Here is a 19803-nt window from a genome sequence, read left to right on the forward strand (position 1 = left end):
ACTGGGAAGGGCATCAAAATGATACCTCATCACATTACGAGTAGCGACCCAAATGACACCAATGACCCCAATGACCCACGAACCCGTCCACCCCATCTCATCGGGAAAAACCTATCTGTCTGGCAATTTCGCGCCAGTCGAGGTCGAAACGACCGCTTTCAACTTGAAGGTAACGGGGAGCATCCCCGAGGAACTTAACGGCCGCTTCCTGCGAATCGGCCCCAATCCGGTGACGGTGCCAGATGTGGCCCGCTATCACTGGTTTGCTGCATCGGGCATGGTGCATGGCTTGCGGCTTCGCGACGGCAAGGCTGAATGGTTCCGGAGCCGCTTCGTAAAGGACGCAGATGCGTCTGCGGCCTTGGGCCGTGAGCCAATACCAGGCCCCGCGCCGCAGCACCGTGACGGGCCAGTAAATACAAATTTCACGCGAGTCGGGGACAAGGTGTATGCGGTCGTCGAAGCTGGCAACTTACCGGTCGAGCTCGATTACGAACTGGAGAGCGTCGCGCGCTCTGACTTCGACGGGACGCTGGAGACCGGCTTCACAGGGCACCCCAAGTTCGACCCCATCACCGGCGAACAACACGCTTTGACGTACGAACCCGAACAGCCGATCCGGTACGTTTCAGTCGACCGAAACGGTCGCGCCACCACCAAGGCACGTATCGACTTACCCCACATCCCGCTCATTCACGACGTTGCGTTCACGGCATCATTTATCGTTGTGCCTGACTTGCCCGTGACCTTCCAGCCGCAGACCGCGCGAACGGCTTTCCCGTGGATATGGGATGAAAGTCGCGATTCCAGAATCGGTCTGCTGCCACGGGACGGCGACGTGTCGCGTCTTCAATGGTTTTCGGCTCCTCGCTGCTTCGTCTTCCACTTCGTCAATGCTTATGACGAGGGCGATCGCACGATCATCGACCTCATCCGCCATCCGCGCATGTTCGAGCGCGATCATCACGGTCCCAACGAGGGCGTGCCGGTTCTCGTCCGCTGGACGCTCGAGCGCAGCAGCGGCCGGTTGAGCGAAACCGTACTTGACGATCGCGGCAATGAATTTCCGCGCATCAATGGTCGCTTTGAAGGGCAGGCCTATCGGTATGCCTATACGGCGCACTGGGGCGATCAGGTTTCGTTTGGTCCGGCCAGGAAGCACGACATGCTGCGCGGCACATCTGAAGTGCATGACTACGGCGCTGGCCGAATGACGCTTGAGCCGGTGTTCGTGCGACGCCCCGGCGCCGTTCAGGAGGACGACGGCTGGATCATGTCCTACGTCTACGATGGCAACCGCAACCTCAGTGACGTGGTCATTCTCGACGCGCAGGACTTCGCAGGCGACCCAATCGCGACTATCCGCCTACCGGTTCGCGTGCCATTCGGTTTCCACGGCGGCTGGGCCGCGGATACTGGTCCGTCCTCGTGATGCATCTGACGCATCAGACGCATCGCCCTTGAGCGGACATTGCCTCGTGCGGGGCGAAAAGCGTCTGACCGACTGGCTGACTGGCTGACTGGCTGACATTGCGCGAAGACTCATTCGAGTTCCTCGGAACACATGTTCATTGCGCAGAACGTCATGAGCTGGTTGAACGGGGCTCAGGGCGAACTTATGAAAAAAGAAAGGTATCCTGATTACATCATGCTCACTCAACAACTGCGCAAGAGCTCGTTCCACGCAGGTTCATCGATCACGGAGCGCGCACGCATGAATTTCCACGCGCCGTATTTGAAGTAGTCGAAGTCGAGCGTCGATATTTCGTTCTGAAGCATCGACCAGGTCGCCCATTTCAGATCCGCAAGCGCCTTGTGCACGGTGACACGCGCCAGGTTCGCCGGGCTCACGCTGCCGAAGTAGGACTCGACCATTTCTTCTTCGACCTCACGCGTAAAAAACATCTCGCCGCTCAACGCGCCCAAGTCGTAGCATCGGTCGTTATTCGATGCGTATTCGTAGTCGATCAGAAGGATTGTCCCGGCCTCATCGCGGAGAAAATTGCCTGGCATGGGATCGTTGAAACACGGGACAATATCCAGTCCCGATGCTTCCAGCGCGGCACGTGCACGGGTGTATTCCCTATAGAGCCGCGGGAAATCGGCGGGCAGCTTGCCACCCGCCTGGCGCACCTGCTCAACATGTTCATCGATCAGATCGAAAATGGTCTTGGTCAACGGCAACAATGGCGAGGCATGCAGCGCGCGGTATGCGTTCATGACCGAAGCGCGAACCGGCGCATCGAGAAAATCGCGGTTCGAGCACGTGGTGCGCCCCTCCACGAAGTCGTTGATCTCCACGCCTAGTTCTGCCGCATAGTCATATAAGCGCGGCCCGATGCCAATGCTTTCAGCCTGCTTGCTCGCCGCGAACGCCGCCTTCCGGTCGATGAACTGCTCTGTTCCGCGGCCCGGCACCTTGACGAAATAACTGGACACTTCGCCGTCCAGCCAGACACGCCAGTTGCTATTGCTGATACCGCCCGCTACGGGCGCATATCGCAACGTGCGGCCGTTCCAGGGTTGGACGCCGCGCAACACGGCTTCAATTTCCCGTTCGGCGTCGCTTGAGCCACTGCCCAGCATTTTTGTCTGCATCGTCATCGCCCTTTCAGATCAGCTTGAGCAAGCCGTCGGCATCGATGCGCGACGACGCCATCGAGCAACGCAGCAGACGCCATTGCGCATACTTCAGGAACTCTATATGGCGGCGTGGCGACGTTGCGTTCATCTTCAATCCCCACAGTCCCCAGCGCAGGTCGTCGGCGAATGCGTAGCAACGGCTGCGCGCGAGCTCCGCGTCCGTGACGTGGCCGTTCGCCATTTCCAGCGCTGCCGGCCACGCAGAAAGCGCCGGCAGGATTTCGTTTAACGTCACGGCAAGGTCGAATGCGGGATCGGTGTTGGCGGCTTCGTCGAAATCGACGAGTTGCAACGCGCCGTCCTCACGCAGCATCACGTTGGATGTCACGCCGTCCGCGTGACAGGGACACATGTCGATGCCGGAAGCGGCCATGGCGGCGCTCATGCGCGACGCGGTCGCTGTCAGTGCTGCAAGGTCTGCCGTCAACGTCATGGAAGCAGCGAGACGGCCGATGCGATCGAAGACGTTCGAATCGCGTTCGAATTGCGGGAGCGCATGGATCGCGCGCTTCGCCGCGAGCAGTTTTTCAAACGTGGGCGGCACGGCGAGGTCGTCGAGATGGGCGGTCTGCCAGGTTTCGTCGAGCAGATCGAACACGGTTATACCGAACGCTTCGTTTGAATGACGCGGGCTTGGCGTGAGACCGATTGCGGCCACGGCGGCAGCGGCGCGAAACGATGCCCCCGTGTCCACCGTTTCAGCCAGATCAGGATGCGCTATCTTGACGAAGAACGCCGGCGGCGCGTCGTCGATACCCACGCGCAAGCACTCGCTCGAGACGCCGCGATGCATCGGCGACATGACCGGTGAAAGCGCGTGTTCATAGCTGATCCGGCGGTTCGCCCAGGCATCGATTGAATGGAGCGCGACGTCCACGCTTGGCGATATGGACATGGGAATCAGCCTCTCGCCGCTGCGATCACGGGGTCGCCGCCCGACTGGCAGAGACGGGTGGCCACGTCCATGAGCACCGTCATGCCTGTATCGAGATCGTCCGTGTGCGTGTCCTCGTTTTCGTTGTGCGCAATGCCGCCGATGCTCGGCACGAATACGAGTCCGGTGGGACATGTGTCGAGCAGGCTAAGTGCGTCGTGACCGGACACGGTATCGATCTCCCGGCTGCGCACGCCCGCTGCCCGCGCGCAAACCTTCACGAGTTCGCCCACCGCCGAAGGCAACACCCGAATCGGCCGGCTCGTGCGATTGACGATCTCGAACGTGACATTAGCGAGCCGCGCGGCCCGCTCGATTGCCTGGATCGCGATGGTTTCAGCTTCCTGGAGAATACTGTCCTCGATAGCGCGCATTTCTATGGACAGTTCCGTTTGCGAGGGCACCACGTTAGGAGAGTTGGGCTGCACAACAAGCCTTCCCACCGAGGTATGAATGCGGTCATGCCACTTGTGGGCGATCGCGCGCACGTCGCAGATCACCTGCGCCGCTGCAAACAGTGCATCGCGGCGCGCGTCCATTTTTGCAGGACCCGTATGCGCCTGCTCGCCCTTGAACGACACATCCATCTTCGCCGCGCCCCAGTTGCGCGTGACGATTCCGATAGGAACGTTGTCCGCTTCCAGCAGCGCGCCCTGCTCCACATGCAGCTCCACGTAGCAGGAAGGCGCGGGAGGCGGCGCATCCTTGCCACGGTAGCCTATCGCAGCGAGAGCGTCGGCGAGCGTCACGCCGTCATCGTCGCGGCTCGCGAGTGCATCGTCCATGGTTATCTTGCCGACGAACGTCCCGCTGCCGAGCAAGCTCGGGCGGAATCGCGCGCCCTCCTCGTTGGTCCAGTTGACCGCGCAAAAATCGCAGTCGAACGATGCGCCGGCGTGCTTCGCAAGCATCAGGCGGCGTCCCGCCTCGAATGCCGCCAGCACGCCGAGCACGCCGTCGAAGCGGCCGCCGCGGGGCTGGCTGTCGAGATGCGAGCCCATCATCACGAGCGGCGCGCCGGCGCGATGCGCCAGCCTGAAGATGCCAAACTGATTTCCAACGCCGTCGGTGAGAACCTCGGCGCCTGCGTCACGCAGCAGCGTCGCGAACGCATCGCGCGCTTCTCCGTCCGCCGCGCTTGCACACAGGCGAGTCACGCCGCCCGTGGTTAAACCGCCAAACTGGGCGAAATGGGCAAGCAGGTGGGTGAGCTTGCCCGTTTCAGATGTCTCAGGAATGGATGAGTTCGATGTCATGCTCTGCAAAAATTTCCTTGAATGGCGCAGATGGCGCGCGGTCACAGACCACCGTCACCTTTTCGGTAATGGGAAACGTATTCAGGTAAGCCTCGCGCCCGAACTTGTCGATGTCGGCGAGGATCACCGACAAGCGCGCTTGTGACTTCAGCACGCCGCGCAGGTTCGATTCGTGTTCTTCGTAGTCCATCCAGCCGTGCTTCAGGTCGCATGCAGCGATCCCCATGAACGCGGCATCGTAGAAAAAGCGCCGCGCGTACGAGAGCGTCTCGTAACCCACAAGCGCGTTGTCCTTGCCGCGCAACATGCCCGGCGTCAGGTTCACGCGGCTCACGCTGGTGCCGAGCAGCAGCGCAATGTCGATGGAATTGGTCGTCACCGTCACGTTGCGCCCGATCAGCCGGCGCGCGAACGCAATGGTGGTCGTGCCCGAATCGATGAACACCGACATGCCGTCCTCGACCAGCGTCTGCGCCAGTTCCGCGACGCGCGCCTTGCCGCGCACATTGACCTTGCCGCGCTCGGTCACGGGACGTTCCACGTCGAGCCGTGGCGGCACCGCGCCGCCATAGATACGCCGCAGCATGCCGCTTTGCTCCAGTTCCTTCAGGTCGCGGCGGATGGTTTCCTCCGACACGCTCAGCAGCTTCGCAAGCGGCGTCACCGAGACGCGCCCGTTGTCCCGAAGCCGGGTCAGGATCTCCTGATATCGATGCTCGGACATAACTTGTTCTGTTCCTGCGTGTTCACGATTGCACCATGACGCGATTGCACCATGACACGATAGCGGCCGTCCTCACGGCTGCAGGACGGGCGTTCGCCGGTGCGCCCCGGCGGTTTCGTAATCGTAAGCCATCGCGAGCAGCGCCGGCTCGCTCCATCGGCGGCCGACGAAGATCAGGTTGAACGGCGAGCCCGATTCGTAGTATCCAGCCGGCAGCGTCACCCCCGGCAGCCCGGCAATATTGATCTCGCACACGGTCGTTTCGTGCAGCGTTTCCGTGCCTTCGCGTGGCGGCAATGCATCGCGCAGTTGCGGGAACACGAGGCCGTCGAGCGCGTGCTTCGTCATGACGTCTTCGAAGATCGAAAGATAGGTTTCGCGCAGTGCATAGAACGCATTGATCACCGGCGGCGCCGCGGCATTTCGCAAGTTCGCTTCCATGTCGGGCAGTGTGGACATGTAGGTCAGCACGCCCGACGGACCGAACGGATCTTCGGCGCGGGTGGCATTGACGAAATCTGTCCACGTCCTGATCGTGTTACCCGGGCCGAGGCGTTCAAGGTACTTCTGCATGTCGTATGGGAGGCTTTCCATGCCGCGTGCATCGAAGTGATCGGAGCCTGGCGCCGGCTTGCCGAGCGCCGCGAAACCGCTGCCGGCAAACGGGTCATCGACGAGAATCGCGCCGCGTGCTTCGAGCTCTTTCTGCGCGCGCTCATACAGCGCGATGGTTTCCTCCGATAACGCCCGCGCGCGCCATCCTGGTCCGTAAAGCCCGAGCCGCTTGCCCTTGAGCGCGTCATCGCGCAAGTCGGCCGCGTAACCGCCGCGCGGCTTCATTCCCACGCCCGCCACGGTCTTCAGGTCTTCCTCGCAGAAACCCGCGAGCACGTCGAGTGTGAGCGCCGCGTCCCGCACGCAACGCGCGATAGGACCGACTACGTCGCGCGTGCTGCCGGCAAGCGGCATCACACCCGCATTAGGCACGAGCGCGAAGGTTGGCTTGATGCCGACCAGCGCCTGCGCCGATGCAGGATTCTGGATCGATCCCCCGGTTTCTTCGGCAAGGCCAAGAACGGCCATGCTCGTGCCGACCGCCGTCGCCGTGCCCGCGCTGCTGCCGCCCGGCATGAACGATGTGTCCACCGAGTTGAGCGTCGGGCCGGCCCAGCTATCGTTCGCGTGCGAACCCGTGGCGCTCAGCACCGGCACGTTCGTCTTGCCGAGAATCACGCAGCCGGCCGCGCGCATGCGAGCCACGACCGGCGAGTCCGTGGCCGGCATCAGGTCGACGCCGCCCGTCGGGCTGTAAAGAAGCGTCCAGCCGCCGGTCGTGGGGAAACCGGCCATGTCCATGGTGTCCTTCACCACGACCGGCACGCCCGCGAGCGGGCCGAGCGCTTCGCCGGCCGCGCGGCGTGCGTCGATGGCGCGTGCGTCGTCAAGTGCCTGGGGATTCAGGAAGATGATCGCGTTATAGCGCGGATTGATTTGCGCAATGCGTTCGAGGAACGCCGCGGTCAGCGACTCGGAGGTCAGGGCGCCGTTCGCGAAGCCGGACTGGATTTGCGCAACGGTGAGTTCGATGACATCGGGGGTCGTGTGGGTCATGGAAAAGTTCCGGTTTCAAACGAGCGATGAATGAGTGAAATGGATCAGGCAATGCCGGCAAACTCGTCGAGCATGGCCGGGTCGGTGACGATCTCGGGCGGAATCTCGCGCGTGACCGTGCCCTTCTGCAGAATCAGGATGCGCTGCGACAGCGACGCAATGAAGTTGAGGTTCTGCTCGACCAGCAAGATGGTCAGGCTGCGCTGCTCCGCGACGCTCTTCAGCGTGTCGATGATTTCATCGATGATCGAAGGTTGAATCCCTTCTGTCGGTTCATCGAGCAACACGATGCGCGGGCCGCCGCACAGGCATCGCGCGAGCGCCAGCAATTGCTGCTCGCCGCCCGAGAGCGCACCGCCCGCCCGGTCGAGATACGCCTTCAGCCGTGGAAACAGCTCAAGGATTTCCGCGATGGTCTCGCTCTCGCCACGCTTTGACAGCAGGCAGCCTACGCGCAGGTTTTCCATCACGCTCAGGGTCGGGAAGATCTCACGCCCCTGCGGCACGTAGCCAATTCCCGCTTTGGCGCGCGCCGTTGCGCTGTCATGCGTGATGTCAACGCCGTTGAAACGCACCTGCCCGGACGTGGTCGGCAAGTGCCCGGTCAACGTGCGCAGCAGCGTGGTCTTGCCCATGCCGTTATGGCCGAGAATGCCCACGCGCTCGCCCTGCTTCACTGAAAAATTAACCTCGTTGAGAATCGGGATGCGCCCATAACCGGAACACAACCCGGTCGCCTCGAACAGCACTGCGCCTGCGTTTTCATCGATCATGCCGCACGCCTCCCGAGATATACATCTTTCACGCGCTGGTCCGACAACACGGTATCCACCGACCCTTCCACCAGCACCGCGCCCTGCGAGAATACGGTCACGGTACGCGCGATCATGCGAATGAACTGCATGTCATGCTCCACGACCACCAGCGCCTGCGTCTTGTTGATTTCCTGGATCAGTTCCGCCGTGCGATGCACCTCTTCATGGTTCATTCCGGCAGCAGGTTCGTCGAGCAAAATCAGTTCGGGTTCCTGAGCAAGCACCGTTGCAATTTCCACCCACTGGCGTTGCCCGTGCGCGAGTTGGCCGACGATCCGCTCGGCGATGCCGTCCAGCTTGAGCCGCGTCAGGGTTTCATCGACGATACGCCGGGCGTGAGCCAGCGACTTGCGCCGGCCCGCACCAATGAACACGTTCTCGCGCACGCTGAGTCCGTTGAACACATTAGGCACCTGCGTCTTGATGCCCACGCCCAGGCGAGCGATCTGATGCGGGTTGCTGCCGGTGATATCGTGGCTGCGAAAATGGATGCTGCCCTCGGTCGGCTTCAACTGCCCGGTCAGCATCTTGAAGAAGGTGCTTTTACCCGCGCCATTCGGGCCGATGAGGCATCGCAGTTCGACTTCCCGCAAGGTGAAGTCGACGGCGCGAACGGCGGTCACACCGCCAAAGCGCATGGTGACGCCTTGTGCCTGGAGAAGCGGAGGAAGCGCATTCATCAGCGTGACTCCGGTTTGGCGGCGGACGATGAGGTAGACGACGAGGCCGCGTTCCCCCTGGATGGCGAAGTCACGCGCAGCAACAGCGCGCGTGCGACCGGCACGACGCCTTGCGGCACGAGCAGCACGAACGCCACCAGCACGATGCCCAGGCCCAGGCTTGGATCGATGACATGCTGCGTGCCCGCAATGTTGATCAGATACTGGATCGCGACCGCACCGAGAATAGGCCCGATCAGTGTCCCCAGTCCGCCGATCAGCACCGAGATGATCACCTGCGCCGACATGGTGAGCGCGAACACGGTCGGGCTGATGAAGCCGCCCCAGTTCGCGAAGATGCAGCCCGCCGCTCCGGCAATGCCTGCGCCAACGACGAACGACAGCAGCTTGTACATGCGCGGGTCATAGCCGATCAGCATCGCACGCGTTTCGTTCTCGCGGATAGCCACCACAACGCGTCCGAAGCGTGACGCAAGGATCCATTTCAGCAGCGCGTACACCACGATCAGCGCGCCCATTGCGATATACCAGACGCCGATCTGGTCCAGCGGCTCGTCCGGTTTGCCGGGCGGCGCGAACACCGGAATGGCGGGGATGCCGTTGAAGCCGCCCAGCACCGCATCGCCGATGTGATACTGGCTGCCCGAGGTCGAGTTCATCAACTCGAACAGGATCACGGACACAGTCAGCGTGATCACGCCAATGTAGGCATCGGAGATACGGCCGTAGAACATGAAGTAGCCAAGCAACGCCGCGAACAACATGGGCGCGATGATCGACAACGCGGCGGCCAAAGTGGTGTCGCCGAGATTGATCGCCGCAATGGCGTACGTGTAGGCGCCAATGCCGAGAAACGCGGCCTGCCCGAACGACAGGATGCCCGCGTAACCCCACACGAAACCCTGGCTCAGGCCGTAGATCGCCATGCCCGCGAACAGCGTTGCCTGCATCACGCCGAACGCGCTGATTGTGCGGGGCAGCGCGAACATGACCACGAGGCAAACGACGACCACCAGCGTGCCGCCTGAAAAGGTGCTTGAACGAAGCGATTTCATGAGCTGCGCCTGAGGAAACGTCCCGTAATGCCCTGCGGCAAGATGCGGATCAGCAAGACCGCTGAAGCCAGCAGTGCGATATCGCCGATGACCGGCGTAGACAGGAACGAGACGATTTCATTGATGGCGCCGAACAGCCCGGCCGCGAGACCCGTCCCCGCGATGATCGCAGGGCCGCCGCCCAGCACGGTAATGAACGCCTTCGCAATGTACGCGCCGCCCATGCCCGGCGACACGCCCGAGATGGGCGACAGCACGCCGCCCGCAAGACCGGCAAGCGCCGCGCCAAGTGAGAACGTGGCCATGTAGACCGCCGACGGCCGCACGCCGAGCGACGCCGACATGGCCGGATTCTGCATCGTCGCGCGCAGGATCAGGCCGAAGCGCGTGCGGCGCAGCAGCACCAGGAGCGCCACCAGCACGACCACGCCAACGCCGATGATAACCAGGCTATACGCGCTCACGTGGTACTGCCCGATCGAAAAACTACCCACGGGCATCTGCACCGACTTCACCACGTTGCCGAAGATCGACGTGATGAGGCCGATGAGACCGAGACTGATGCCCCAGGTGGCGAGCATCGTGTCCATCATGCGGCCGTAGAGGAAACGGATGATGGTCCGTTCCAGGACCAGACCGACGAGGCCGACAACAATGGGCGGCAGGATCAGCATCGATACCCAGATGTTGATGCCCGCCGTGCTGGCGGTCACGGCCGTGTAAGCCCCGAGCATCATGAACTCGCCGTGCGCGAGATTGATGATGCGCATCATGCCGTAGATGACGCCGAGGCCGATCGTGATCAGCACAAGCGTGGCCACGCCGGTCAGCACATTGAAGGCGAGTAGCCCGGTCATATCCATGAGTCGCGCCTCCTCAGGCCGGCGTGAACTGCTTGTTCGTGCGCGGTGACTTGATGAGATCGCATGCGCCGCCCGTGTCGGAGGGGAACTGGTTCGGGAAGGTCTGCAGGATCTCCCAAGCCTTGTCTTTCGGACGCGCGAGATAGGCGTTGCGAATGGTATGGTGCGTCGCCGGGTCCATCTTGACGGTGCCCGACGGCCCTTCGATCGTGATGCCAGTCTCGAGCGCCGTCACCACCTTCGCCTGTTCAACGGAACCCGCCTTCTTCACCGCCTCCGCCCATAGCATGATGCCTTCGTAGGTAGCGGTGTCGAGTTCGCCGAGGTCCGTGAGGCTCGGTCCGTACTTTGCCTGCATGCCCTTGATGAACGCATTCGCGTTGGGCGTGTTGAGGTTGTTGTAGAAGCCGAAGCAGGTGATGATGCCGTCGGTGGTCGCGGCGTCCATGGTCGTGAGTTCATCGCCGAGACCAAACACGGTCGCGCCCACCGGGATCTTCGACTTCATTCCCGCGGCCGCCCATTGCCGGTAAAACCCCACGTGGTTTGCACCGACCAGCGCCGAGAGCACCATGTCGGGCTTCGCTTCCTGGATGCGGCTGATGGTGGAGGAAAAGTTGGTGACGTCCAGCGGGAAGAAATCGGTATTCACCACCGTGCCGCCCGCCGCCTTCACGAACTTGGTCATCCAGCTCGCGGTGATGTGGCCATAGTTGTAGTCGGCCGCGACGATGTACACCTTCTTGCCCCAGTTCTTCATCGCATATTCGACAATGTGATCCACCGTCTGCGCGGGCGTCGTGCCGGTGCAGAACACGTTGCGGTCGCAGACGCCGCCTTCGTATTGCGTATTGTAGAAATAGAGCGTCTTGCTGCGGTCGAAGATCGGCCGGATGGCTTCACGCGATGCCGACGTGATGCCGCCCTGGATTACATCGACCTTATCCTGCAGTACCAGTTGCTGCGCGTATTGCGTGTAGAGCTGGATGCTGCTTTGCGTGTCGTACGCAATCAGCTTGACCGGCCGTCCGAGCAGGCCGCCTTTATCGTTGATCTGGCCGACCGCGAATTCGGTTGCCTGGATCATGCGCCGGCCTTCGAGGCCAAGTGCTCCGGTTCCGTCGAGCAGGCTGCCCAGCTTGATCGGCTCCGCCGCCGATGCGTTGCGCGTAACGTACGGTCCCACCAGGACGCCCGCTGCGGCCGCCGCTCCAAACTTCAACGCTTTACGACGAGATCCGGATTCCATAGTCATCGATTTGCTCCGCATGCGATTGTGTTTGATTTGCCCGGTTCCAGTGTAGGCAACCAAAAATAAGCAAGATATTTATCAAAATAACCAACACATCGGGCAAATCGGGCATGATCAGGCAAAATAAAAGGTGCTGGCGGCAGCACCTTGACGCTTGAGCGCTTCACGCGAAGCGCCTTGCGTTGTTTACCTCGAAGGCAAATCTCGAAGGCAATCGAGGTGGCTCCGTCATCGCCGCAACTTCAGCGCGAACAGCCCTTGCGGCCTGAAATACAGCGCGACAATCACGAGGAGCAGGATGCTCGCCTTGGCCATCGAACCGCTCAGGAGGAGTTCGAACATCGACTGAAGCTGGCCGATCGCGAATGCTGAAAGGAAGGTTCCCAGCAAGCTTTCGATCCCGCCGAACACGACCACGATGAACGTGTCCACGATGTACTGCTGCCCTGTCGCGGGACCCGTCGACGCCAGCATGGTCAGCGCACTGCCCGCGATCCCGGCGAGCCCGCAGCCCACGGCGAACGTCACGGCGTCGACCCGTTCGGTATCGATGCCGGCCGCGCCCGCCATCGCGCGATTTTGCATCACCGAGCGAATCCGCAGCCCCCATCGGCTACGGAAAAGGAAGAGGTACACCACGAGCGCCACCGCGAACGTCAGGAACAAAATGAAGATGCGGCTGAGCGGCAGCGCAATGTTGGGCGTCACGTTCCAGGCGCCCTGCAGCCAGCTCACCGTCGGGACGCTGACGTCGATCGGCCCGAATATCTGCCGATACACCTGCTGGAGCACCAGCGAGAGCCCCCAGGTTGCCAGCATGGTGTCGAGGGGACGATGATAGAGACGGCGGATCATGACCCGTTCGAGCACGAAACCCACAGCCGCGGTCACGGTGAAGGCAATCACGATCCCCACCAGGAAATAGGCGCCCATCAGAGAGGGAAGCCAGCGCTCGAATATCACCGCGGTCAGATAGGTCATATACGCGCCCAGCGCCATGAGTTCGCCATGCGCCATGTTGATCACGCCCATCAATCCGAAGACGATGGCAAGGCCGACCGCCATCAACGCAAGGACCGTGAATAGCGACAAGCCGTTAAATACCTGGACGAGAAAGGTGTCAAGAGACATGGGGCGACCCTGTAAGCGAACATCGGGAGCGCAAGGAAACAAGGCTCCCGATGTTCTTCATCAAGCGACTTAACCGAGCTTCGGGAAAGGGTTCGGTTCGATCAGCGGCGATTCGTAAATGATGTCGACCTGGCCATCGGGTTTGAACATCCCGATGAGGGAATGCTTCCACAAGTGATGGTTGCTGACATGAAAATGCACGTCCCCTTCGGGCGCGCTCCAGCCCAGTCCCGATGACGCGGCCACCACCTTGGCGACGTCGGTGCTCTGCGCTTTCTCAACGCCCAGCTTCCACAAATAGACCGCCGTATAGGCCGCTTCCAGCGTGTCGCCCAGCACCCGGTCCTGTCCATATTTCGCCTTGAAGGCCTTCACGAATTTTTCGTTCTGGGGGTTCTTCTCGCTCTGGAAATAGCCCATGCACGAATAGACTCCCACCAGATTGTCCGTGCCGATACCGATCGCCTCTTCCTCGGTCACGGCGAGCGCCATGATTGCCTGGTTCTTGCCCGTGATGCCTACCGAGTTGAGCTGCTTGTAGAAAGCAACGTTCGAACCACCGACAATCGTCGAGAGAATCACGTCCGGCTTGGCCGCCTTGATCTTGCTGATGACCGACGAGAACTCGGTTGCGCCCAGCGGGAAATAGTCTTCTCCGACCACCGTGCCGCCGGCCTTGGCAATTGCCGACTTGGCAATGCGGTTGGTCGTACGCGGCCAGATGTAGTCCGAGCCGATCAGGTAGAACTTCTTGCCCTTGTTCTTCGCCAGCCAGTTGACCGCGGGAATGGTTTGCTGCGTGGCTTCCTGCCCGGTGTACATGATGTTCTTCGACATCTCCAGCCCTTCGTAATACGTCGGGTAATAGAGCAGGCCGTTATAGCGCTCGAACACCGGCAGCACCGCCTTGCGCGAGGCCGAGGTATAGCAGCCGAACACGGCCGCCACCTTGTCGCTCTCCACGAGCTTCTGCGCCTTTTCCGCGAAGGTCGGCCAGTCGCTGGCGCCGTCTTCGACAATCGCCGAAATCGGCCGGCCCATGACACCGCCGGCGGCGTTGATCTCGTCGATAGCGAGTTTTTCGGCATCCACCACATGGGCTTCAGCGATCGCGATCGTGCCGGTCAGCGAATGCAGGATGCCCACCTTGATCGGGTCCGCGGCGTTTGCCGCGCGTGCGCCCAGCATGAGCGCTCCCGGGATCGCACTGGCGGCAGTCGCGGCGGCGGCGGTCTTCAAAAAGTCGCGGCGAGAATTCTTCATGGTGCCTTCATCGAGAAAAGGTAAACGAAAAAAAGCCCGCAACTAAGGATGACTTAGTTGTCGGGCTTTTTGGCCATTGCCGCAAATGACACCTTTGTCACATGCGGCGGAATTCACTATGATCGGACTTCAGGACTGGCGTGCTGCTCCAGATCACGAACGTTAGTCAGCAAGGTTCGTGCCAAAATGGCCGCATCCGGATTCGATTCGGCCAGCCGCTTGGCACCGCCTTATACATTGAATGAACGACGACGCGGCAAGCTCATGAAGTCTCCATTTTCGTCTGGCCGTGCCTGCATCCGGCACGCCAATTTGTGGCAGACGCGCACTTCAACTGTGCGCATCACGGTCCCTGCGCACAAGTTTGGGCGAATCGAGGCAATAACGAAAAGGCGCGTCGGCGCAACAGGAAGCTCACTATGTCTTCGCCCATGTATGAACCCGTGAAAATCGGTGTGGTGTATTCGACCACGGGGGTAACCGGTCTTATCGAATCCACGCAGCAGAGCGCCACCCTCTTCGCGGCCGACGAGATCAACCGGGCCGGCGGTATCAACGGACGGCAGATCCAGCTATATCTGCGCGATCCGGGCTCCATTGCCGCGAACTATGCTTCCATGCTGGAACAACTGATCGTGGAGGACGGCGTGCGGCTCTTCATGGGCTGCTACATGTCCAGTGGCCGCAAGGCCGTGATTCCAGTGGTCGAGCGGCACAATGCGCTGCTCTTCTACCCCACGCTTTACGAAGGCTTCGAATACAGCCGCAATGTCTTTTGCACGGGCACGCTGCCCAACCAGACCTGCGTGCCGCTCGCGGACTACATGCTGGAGAACTTCGGTTCGCGCGTGTTCATGATCGGCTCGGATTACATTTACCCGTACGAGACGAATCGCATCATGAAAGACTTCGTGTTCGAGCGCGGCGGCGAAACGGTCGATGAAATCTACGTACCGCTCGACGCGAGCGAAGACAGTTACCGGGCCATCACGGACCGCATTGCCGCGCTTTCGCCGGACTTCGTTTTCTCGACGGTGGTCGGCGTAGGCGTCGAGCGCCTGTACCGCAGCTTCGCAAAAAGCGGCCTCGACCCGAACGCCATTCCCATTGCCAGCGTGACGACCTCGGAAGCGGAAATCGCCGCCATGGGCGCGCATCTCGGCGAAGGCCATTTCACCTCGGCCTCCTACTTCCAGTCGGTTGATACCCCTACCAACCGCGCCTGCATCGACAATTACCGTCGCTTCATGGGCGGCGACGCCGTCACCAACATGTGCTGGGAGGCGGCTTACTTCCAGATGCACGTGCTCGCTAACGCCATGCGCAGCATGGGGTCATCCGGCAGCGACAACCCGGTGTCCCTGTTGCGCGTTTTACCGGGCATGGAGTTCGATGCGCCGCAAGGACGCATCCGCATGGACGAGGAAAATCACCACGCTTATCTGCATACGCGTATTGGCCGATGCAACGCGTCAGGGCAATTCGACATCGTCGCCGCGATGCCCGCTCGCGTGCGCGCCGATCCCTTCGTGATCGCGCACAAGCCGGCCGAGGGCGGTCAATTCGAAAGCTTCGCCCCCACGGTCGCCGGGAGCCGCTGATGACGCGCAGCCAGCCCACGCTGCAGTCCTTGCAGGACATACGTTCGCTGCGCATAGCGGTCGTGCACCCGCCCGACCAGGACCGGGATGAACTGCTCGGGCACCTGAAGCGGATCGGCTGCAAGGTCCAGGTGTGCTGGCCCAACCTGGACGCGGAGCTCCACGATGTCGACCTGGTGATCATGGCGGTGAATCCACAGACTGCGGCATGCCATTTCGAGTGGCTCGGCCAGGAAGGCGCGCCGCCCATCATTCCAGTGGTCACCTATGAGAACCCCGTGGTGATTCAGGCGGTCATGCAACTGAATGCGTTCAGCGTGATTCCGTCGCCGGTGCGTTCGTTTGGCATACTGACCGCGATTGCGGTGACGCTCGCGCAGCACAAGACGCAAAAAACACTTGAGAAAACCATCAGGCGGGTGGAAGAAAAATCCGCCAAGCAACGGACGATCGAACTCGCGAAGTCGATTCTCATGGAGACCCAACAGATCTCCGATAAAGACGCTTACCTTCTCCTTCAAACGCAGGCGCGCGTGAATCACTTGCACATAGAATCGGTAGCCGACGAAATCGTGAGAGCGGCCGCTGTCAGGACTTAAGACTTCACGCATGCAGTGCGATGCGCACCAAAGCAATCCGAAGACGCACCTCGATTGCACATATGATCCAGGCGCGAATTTGATGCACAAGGGCTCGCACTACACGCAGCATCAGTCAGCACAAGCGTCGGTAGTAAAATCGCCATGACCCAAAAATGTGGGCATGCTTGTTGCATTAAGATCGACGCACCACGTATTCGTTTCTGTTGATCGAAGCGGAACGGAAGCAACAAAGCACACCTTCTTGATACCGAACGAGACAAAGACGTCTCGGACGGTAACGGCCAAAAAGCCCGATTTGCCAGTGTTCCTGGCGATCGGGCTTTTTGCGTTTTGACGCGTGCCACACGTCGGTTCGGTCTGGTAAAGCGGATGCCGGACCGATCGGCTTGCATTGGCGCTCCGACATTAATAATTCGTAATCCTTCCAAATTTCTTGAAGAGGATGAACCCATGATACCGATTCCGAAGAAAGGAACGCCGGAACGCGATCGGCTGATCGCGCTTCACAAGGAATGCACCGAGTCCATGCATGGCGTGGCGGGCTTTTCGGTCCTCAAGTGCGGCACGCCCGGCGACACCACCGTCGTCACCGGCGGCACGCACGAACACGCCGATCTCAGGCGCGTGCTGCTGCGCATGCGCGGGGCATCGCCGAAAAACAAACTGGTGATCATCTGCACGAAGGTCGATGCCGAATGGCGCATCGGCCGCCTGTCAGGCATTCGCGGCGTCCCGCCCGTGTTCGCCACAGACGATGTATACGCGAGCGAACAGGACATCCAGCACGCGATCTTCCTGATGCGCCTGGACGAGATGCCCGAGACCGACGGCATGCCGGAACACTATACGCAGGGCTACAAGCGCCGCGACGACAACTGGCCGGTGACCTGATTCGCGCGCATAGCAACGTCCCTTTCAATGCTGTATCCCTACGACCACCGCTCAATGAGCGGCATGAAGGCAGGAGCCATTACCATGTGTGCGATGCGACTCACCGGCTACGCGGACAAATTCAGCGTGCATCCGGGCGACACGATCAAGTTCTATGTCAACTGTGACGGCCCGGCGCAGTATCGCGCGTCGATCGTGCAAATGATCAACGGCGACACCAACCCGCGAGGCCCGGGCTTTGTTGAAAAAGCCGTCATGGCGGACTGCGAAGCCACCTACGATGGCCGTGCGCAAGCGGTCTACGGCGGCTCTTACGCCTATGTGGAAGACGCGCCGCAACTGCGGGTCGAGAGCTTTACGCTGCAATGCTGGATCTGGCCGACAACACCTTGCACCGACGCGCGCTACTGGAAGCATGGCGCGCAGGGGCTCATCACCAAATGGTCCGACGATGCGGGCTACGGCCTGTTCATCAACGAGCAAGGCTGCGCGGAGTTGCGCATCAACGGCAGGACCTTCACGACCGGTGCGCGCCTGCGCGATCACGCCTGGCACTTTCTCGCCGCCACATTCGACGCAAAGACCGGTGCGGTCATGCTGTATCACGAACCGCAGATCGTCTATGCGCTTGATCCGGTGATTGCGCCGGTCGAAGCACAATTCGCCGATGCCATTGCGCATGCCGACTACCCGCTCGTCATTGCGGGCTATGTCAAAGGCCTGGAAAGCGGCCCTATCGGCCGCTCGTCGCTACCGCAAGGCGTGTTGATCGGCGGCCATTACAACGGCAAGATCGACAGCCCGCGCCTGTGCAATCGCGCGCTCACGCGTGCCGAGATCGAGACCATGAAGGCAGGCGTTCAGCCGGGTCTCACCGAGCGCCGCAATTCCGGCCCGACCGGACCGCTTTCGGAATGCATTGTCGCTGCGTGGGATTTCTCGGATGGCATCGACACAATCGTTTGCCGCGATCAGGGTCCCTACAAGTTCAATGCATCCCTCGTGAATTGTCCGACCCGCGCGCTCACCGGCTACAACTGGGCCGGTCGCAACTTCGACTGGAAGCATGCGCAAAAGGAGTATGGCGCGATCCACTTTCACGACGACGATCTCGACAACGCACGCTGGGATGTCAGCTTCGAATGGACCGTGCCGGAGGACATCAAAAGCCGCTTCTACGCGGCGAAACTGACCACGTCCGAAGGCGACGAGGATTACATCCCCTTCTGGATCGTGCCGAAGCTCGGCGCGAAGAAGTCGAAGATCGCGGTGATGGTGCCGACCATCAGCTACATGGCGTACGCGAATGAACACGTGGCCTGCAACGCGGGCGGGGCGGAGCTGTTCGTGTACCGCGTGCCGATCATGCAACAGCAGAACATGTTCCTCTCCGAGCATCGCGAATATGGCGGATCGATCTACGATACCCACACCGACGGCAGCGGCATCTGCCTCTCCACGCGGTTGCGTCCGATCCTGAGCATCCGGCCCAAGTACGACCACTTCCTCGCCCAGGCGCCCTGGCAATATCCGGCCGACCTGCATCTGGTGTACTGGCTCGAGACGCTCGGTTACGAGTACGACGTCTTCACCGACGAAGACCTGACCTACGACGGACTCGCGCGGCTCGAGGACTACAACGTCATCATCACGGGTTCCCACCCCGAGCACAATTCCGGCGCGCAACTCGACGCGTTGCACGACTACACGCAGCGCGGCGGCCGGATCATGTACATGGGCGCGGACGGCTGGTACTGGGTCCATTCGTATCACCCCGCCTACGAGGACGTCGGTCGTGGCGTCGTCACGGAAATGCGCCGCTGCGAGTCGGGCATACGCACATGGCGCGCGGATCCGGGCGAGTACTACCATCAGGGCACGGGCGAGCTCGGCGGGATGTGGCGCTATCGGGGACGCTATCTCCATTCGGTCGCGGGCACCGGCATGTCATCGGAAGGGTTCGATATCTCCAGCTATTTTTCGCGCACGCCCGAGAGTCTGGACGATCGCGTCGGCTGGGCGTTCGAAGGTATCGAGTATGACGAAAAGCTCGGCAACTTCGGTCTGGTCGGCGGCGGCGCGGCGGGACTGGAACTGGATATTGTCGATACCATGCTCGGCTCGCCGCCGCATATCCTGACGGTTGCGACTTCGGCCGGACGGCACACTGAAGCGTACCTGCTCGTCATGGAAGACTTCGGCTTCAACCAGCAAGGTCTCGACGGCACGGTGCATCCGCGTGTGCGCGCCGACATCACCTTCCATGAGACCCCGAACGGCGGCGGCTGCTTTGCGTTCAGCTCGATCGCGTATTGCGGGTCGCTGCCCTGGAACAACTGCGACAACAACATTTCGCGGCTCACCCAAAACGTACTCGACCGCTTCAGCGCCGATGGTCCGCTGCCCGTCGCACCGGACAGCGCGATCAAGCATCGGGGACGCGCGGATTATGAATCGCCGGCCGTCGTCACAACGAGCTGAT

Annotated in this window: 17 protein-coding genes; 5 read left to right on the forward strand and 12 right to left on the reverse strand. The window is 61.2% G+C overall.

Features of this window, described 5'->3' with window-relative positions:
* The first annotated feature begins 70 nt into the window (after window positions 1–70).
* On the forward strand, window positions 71–1432 hold the full coding sequence (locus HB376_RS13510; protein ID WP_255631341.1) for a carotenoid oxygenase family protein: 1362 nt from the start codon (window positions 71–73) through the stop codon (window positions 1430–1432).
* A 224-nt stretch (window positions 1433–1656) separates the two neighbouring features.
* Here the strand turns inward: HB376_RS13510 and HB376_RS13515 are convergent, their stop codons facing one another.
* The 12 genes from HB376_RS13515 to urtA all read right to left on the reverse strand — a co-directional run bounded on the left by HB376_RS13515 (window position 1657) and on the right by urtA (window position 14227).
* The gene (locus HB376_RS13515) at window positions 1657–2598 is read right to left on the reverse strand and encodes a choline/ethanolamine kinase family protein (protein WP_255631329.1); all 942 of its coding nucleotides are present in this window, start codon (window positions 2596–2598) and stop codon (window positions 1657–1659) included.
* A 13-nt stretch (window positions 2599–2611) separates the two neighbouring features.
* Window positions 2612–3538, reverse strand: a complete 927-nt coding sequence (locus HB376_RS13520; protein ID WP_213764174.1) for a phosphotransferase — start codon at window positions 3536–3538, stop codon at window positions 2612–2614.
* Between the two features lie 5 nt (window positions 3539–3543).
* Entirely contained in the window at window positions 3544–4833 is a 1290-nt protein-coding gene (locus tag HB376_RS13525) for a Zn-dependent hydrolase (protein ID WP_213764175.1), read from the reverse strand.
* Window positions 4808–5557: a DeoR/GlpR family DNA-binding transcription regulator gene (locus HB376_RS13530; RefSeq protein WP_213764176.1), complete on the reverse strand. Its 750-nt coding sequence runs from the start codon at window positions 5555–5557 to the stop codon at window positions 4808–4810. The genes HB376_RS13525 and HB376_RS13530 overlap by 26 nt, the downstream gene beginning before the upstream one ends.
* Window positions 5558–5629: 72 nt before the next feature.
* Window positions 5630–7168, reverse strand: a complete 1539-nt coding sequence (locus HB376_RS13535) for an amidase (protein WP_213764177.1) — start codon at window positions 7166–7168, stop codon at window positions 5630–5632.
* A 44-nt stretch (window positions 7169–7212) separates the two neighbouring features.
* Window positions 7213–7941 carry an ABC transporter ATP-binding protein gene (locus tag HB376_RS13540; protein ID WP_255631330.1) on the reverse strand — a complete coding sequence of 243 codons (729 nt, stop codon included), beginning with the start codon at window positions 7939–7941 and terminating at the stop codon, window positions 7213–7215.
* Window positions 7938–8663 (reverse strand): ATP-binding cassette domain-containing protein, encoded by a 726-nt coding sequence (locus HB376_RS13545; RefSeq protein ID WP_213764178.1) that lies wholly within the window; start codon window positions 8661–8663, stop codon window positions 7938–7940. Before HB376_RS13545 ends, HB376_RS13540 begins: the two co-directional genes overlap by 4 nt.
* Complete coding sequence (locus tag HB376_RS13550) at window positions 8663–9718, reverse strand: branched-chain amino acid ABC transporter permease (RefSeq protein ID WP_213764179.1); 1056 nt, start codon at window positions 9716–9718, stop codon at window positions 8663–8665. Before HB376_RS13550 ends, HB376_RS13545 begins: the two co-directional genes overlap by 1 nt.
* Window positions 9715–10581, reverse strand: a complete 867-nt coding sequence (locus HB376_RS13555; RefSeq protein WP_213764180.1) for a branched-chain amino acid ABC transporter permease — start codon at window positions 10579–10581, stop codon at window positions 9715–9717. The genes HB376_RS13550 and HB376_RS13555 overlap by 4 nt, the downstream gene beginning before the upstream one ends.
* 13 nt (window positions 10582–10594) lie before the next feature.
* Complete coding sequence (locus HB376_RS13560; protein ID WP_255631331.1) at window positions 10595–11836, reverse strand: ABC transporter substrate-binding protein; 1242 nt, start codon at window positions 11834–11836, stop codon at window positions 10595–10597.
* 225 nt (window positions 11837–12061) lie between these two features.
* Complete coding sequence (gene urtB, locus HB376_RS13565; protein WP_213764181.1) at window positions 12062–12964, reverse strand: urea ABC transporter permease subunit UrtB; 903 nt, start codon at window positions 12962–12964, stop codon at window positions 12062–12064.
* Between the two features lie 69 nt (window positions 12965–13033).
* A complete protein-coding gene (urtA, locus tag HB376_RS13570; protein WP_213764182.1) occupies window positions 13034–14227 on the reverse strand; it encodes an urea ABC transporter substrate-binding protein in 1194 nt (397 codons plus the stop codon).
* Window positions 14228–14646: 419 nt separating this feature from the next.
* Between urtA and HB376_RS13575 the strand changes: the two genes are divergently transcribed.
* The 4 genes from HB376_RS13575 (at window position 14647) to HB376_RS13590 (ending at window position 19802) form a co-directional block, all read left to right on the forward strand.
* Complete coding sequence (locus HB376_RS13575; RefSeq protein WP_255631332.1) at window positions 14647–15828, forward strand: transporter substrate-binding domain-containing protein; 1182 nt, start codon at window positions 14647–14649, stop codon at window positions 15826–15828.
* Window positions 15828–16427, forward strand: coding sequence for an ANTAR domain-containing protein (locus HB376_RS13580; RefSeq protein ID WP_213764183.1), 600 nt, complete (start codon window positions 15828–15830; stop codon window positions 16425–16427). The genes HB376_RS13575 and HB376_RS13580 overlap by 1 nt, the downstream gene beginning before the upstream one ends.
* A gap of 453 nt (window positions 16428–16880) precedes the next feature.
* Window positions 16881–17321 (forward strand): hypothetical protein, encoded by a 441-nt coding sequence (locus HB376_RS13585; RefSeq protein WP_213764184.1) that lies wholly within the window; start codon window positions 16881–16883, stop codon window positions 17319–17321.
* Window positions 17322–17375: 54 nt separating this feature from the next.
* A complete protein-coding gene (locus HB376_RS13590; protein ID WP_213764185.1) occupies window positions 17376–19802 on the forward strand; it encodes a N,N-dimethylformamidase beta subunit family domain-containing protein in 2427 nt (808 codons plus the stop codon).
* The last annotated feature ends 1 nt before the right edge of the window (window position 19803 follow it).

It is taken from the genome of Caballeronia sp. dw_19, from assembly GCF_018449515.1.
Taxonomy (GTDB): Bacteria; Pseudomonadota; Gammaproteobacteria; order Burkholderiales; family Burkholderiaceae; genus Caballeronia.

What these genes read in the sequence shown, in the direction of transcription:
- HB376_RS13510 (WP_255631341.1), top strand. Translation starts at nt 71, where the DNA reads ATGACCCACGAACCCGTCCACCCCATCTCATCGGGAAAAACCTATCTG.
- HB376_RS13515 (WP_255631329.1), bottom strand. Translation starts at nt 2,598, where the DNA reads ATGCAGACAAAAATGCTGGGCAGTGGCTCAAGCGACGCCGAACGGGAA.
- HB376_RS13520 (WP_213764174.1), bottom strand. Translation starts at nt 3,538, where the DNA reads ATGTCCATATCGCCAAGCGTGGACGTCGCGCTCCATTCAATCGATGCC.
- HB376_RS13525 (WP_213764175.1), bottom strand. Translation starts at nt 4,833, where the DNA reads ATGACATCGAACTCATCCATTCCTGAGACATCTGAAACGGGCAAGCTC.
- HB376_RS13530 (WP_213764176.1), bottom strand. Translation starts at nt 5,557, where the DNA reads ATGTCCGAGCATCGATATCAGGAGATCCTGACCCGGCTTCGGGACAAC.
- HB376_RS13535 (WP_213764177.1), bottom strand. Translation starts at nt 7,168, where the DNA reads ATGACCCACACGACCCCCGATGTCATCGAACTCACCGTTGCGCAAATC.
- HB376_RS13540 (WP_255631330.1), bottom strand. Translation starts at nt 7,941, where the DNA reads ATGATCGATGAAAACGCAGGCGCAGTGCTGTTCGAGGCGACCGGGTTG.
- HB376_RS13545 (WP_213764178.1), bottom strand. Translation starts at nt 8,663, where the DNA reads ATGAATGCGCTTCCTCCGCTTCTCCAGGCACAAGGCGTCACCATGCGC.
- HB376_RS13550 (WP_213764179.1), bottom strand. Translation starts at nt 9,718, where the DNA reads ATGAAATCGCTTCGTTCAAGCACCTTTTCAGGCGGCACGCTGGTGGTC.
- HB376_RS13555 (WP_213764180.1), bottom strand. Translation starts at nt 10,581, where the DNA reads ATGGATATGACCGGGCTACTCGCCTTCAATGTGCTGACCGGCGTGGCC.
- HB376_RS13560 (WP_255631331.1), bottom strand. Translation starts at nt 11,836, where the DNA reads ATGACTATGGAATCCGGATCTCGTCGTAAAGCGTTGAAGTTTGGAGCG.
- urtB (WP_213764181.1), bottom strand. Translation starts at nt 12,964, where the DNA reads ATGTCTCTTGACACCTTTCTCGTCCAGGTATTTAACGGCTTGTCGCTA.
- urtA (WP_213764182.1), bottom strand. Translation starts at nt 14,227, where the DNA reads ATGAAGAATTCTCGCCGCGACTTTTTGAAGACCGCCGCCGCCGCGACT.
- HB376_RS13575 (WP_255631332.1), top strand. Translation starts at nt 14,647, where the DNA reads ATGTCTTCGCCCATGTATGAACCCGTGAAAATCGGTGTGGTGTATTCG.
- HB376_RS13580 (WP_213764183.1), top strand. Translation starts at nt 15,828, where the DNA reads ATGACGCGCAGCCAGCCCACGCTGCAGTCCTTGCAGGACATACGTTCG.
- HB376_RS13585 (WP_213764184.1), top strand. Translation starts at nt 16,881, where the DNA reads ATGATACCGATTCCGAAGAAAGGAACGCCGGAACGCGATCGGCTGATC.
- HB376_RS13590 (WP_213764185.1), top strand. Translation starts at nt 17,376, where the DNA reads ATGAGCGGCATGAAGGCAGGAGCCATTACCATGTGTGCGATGCGACTC.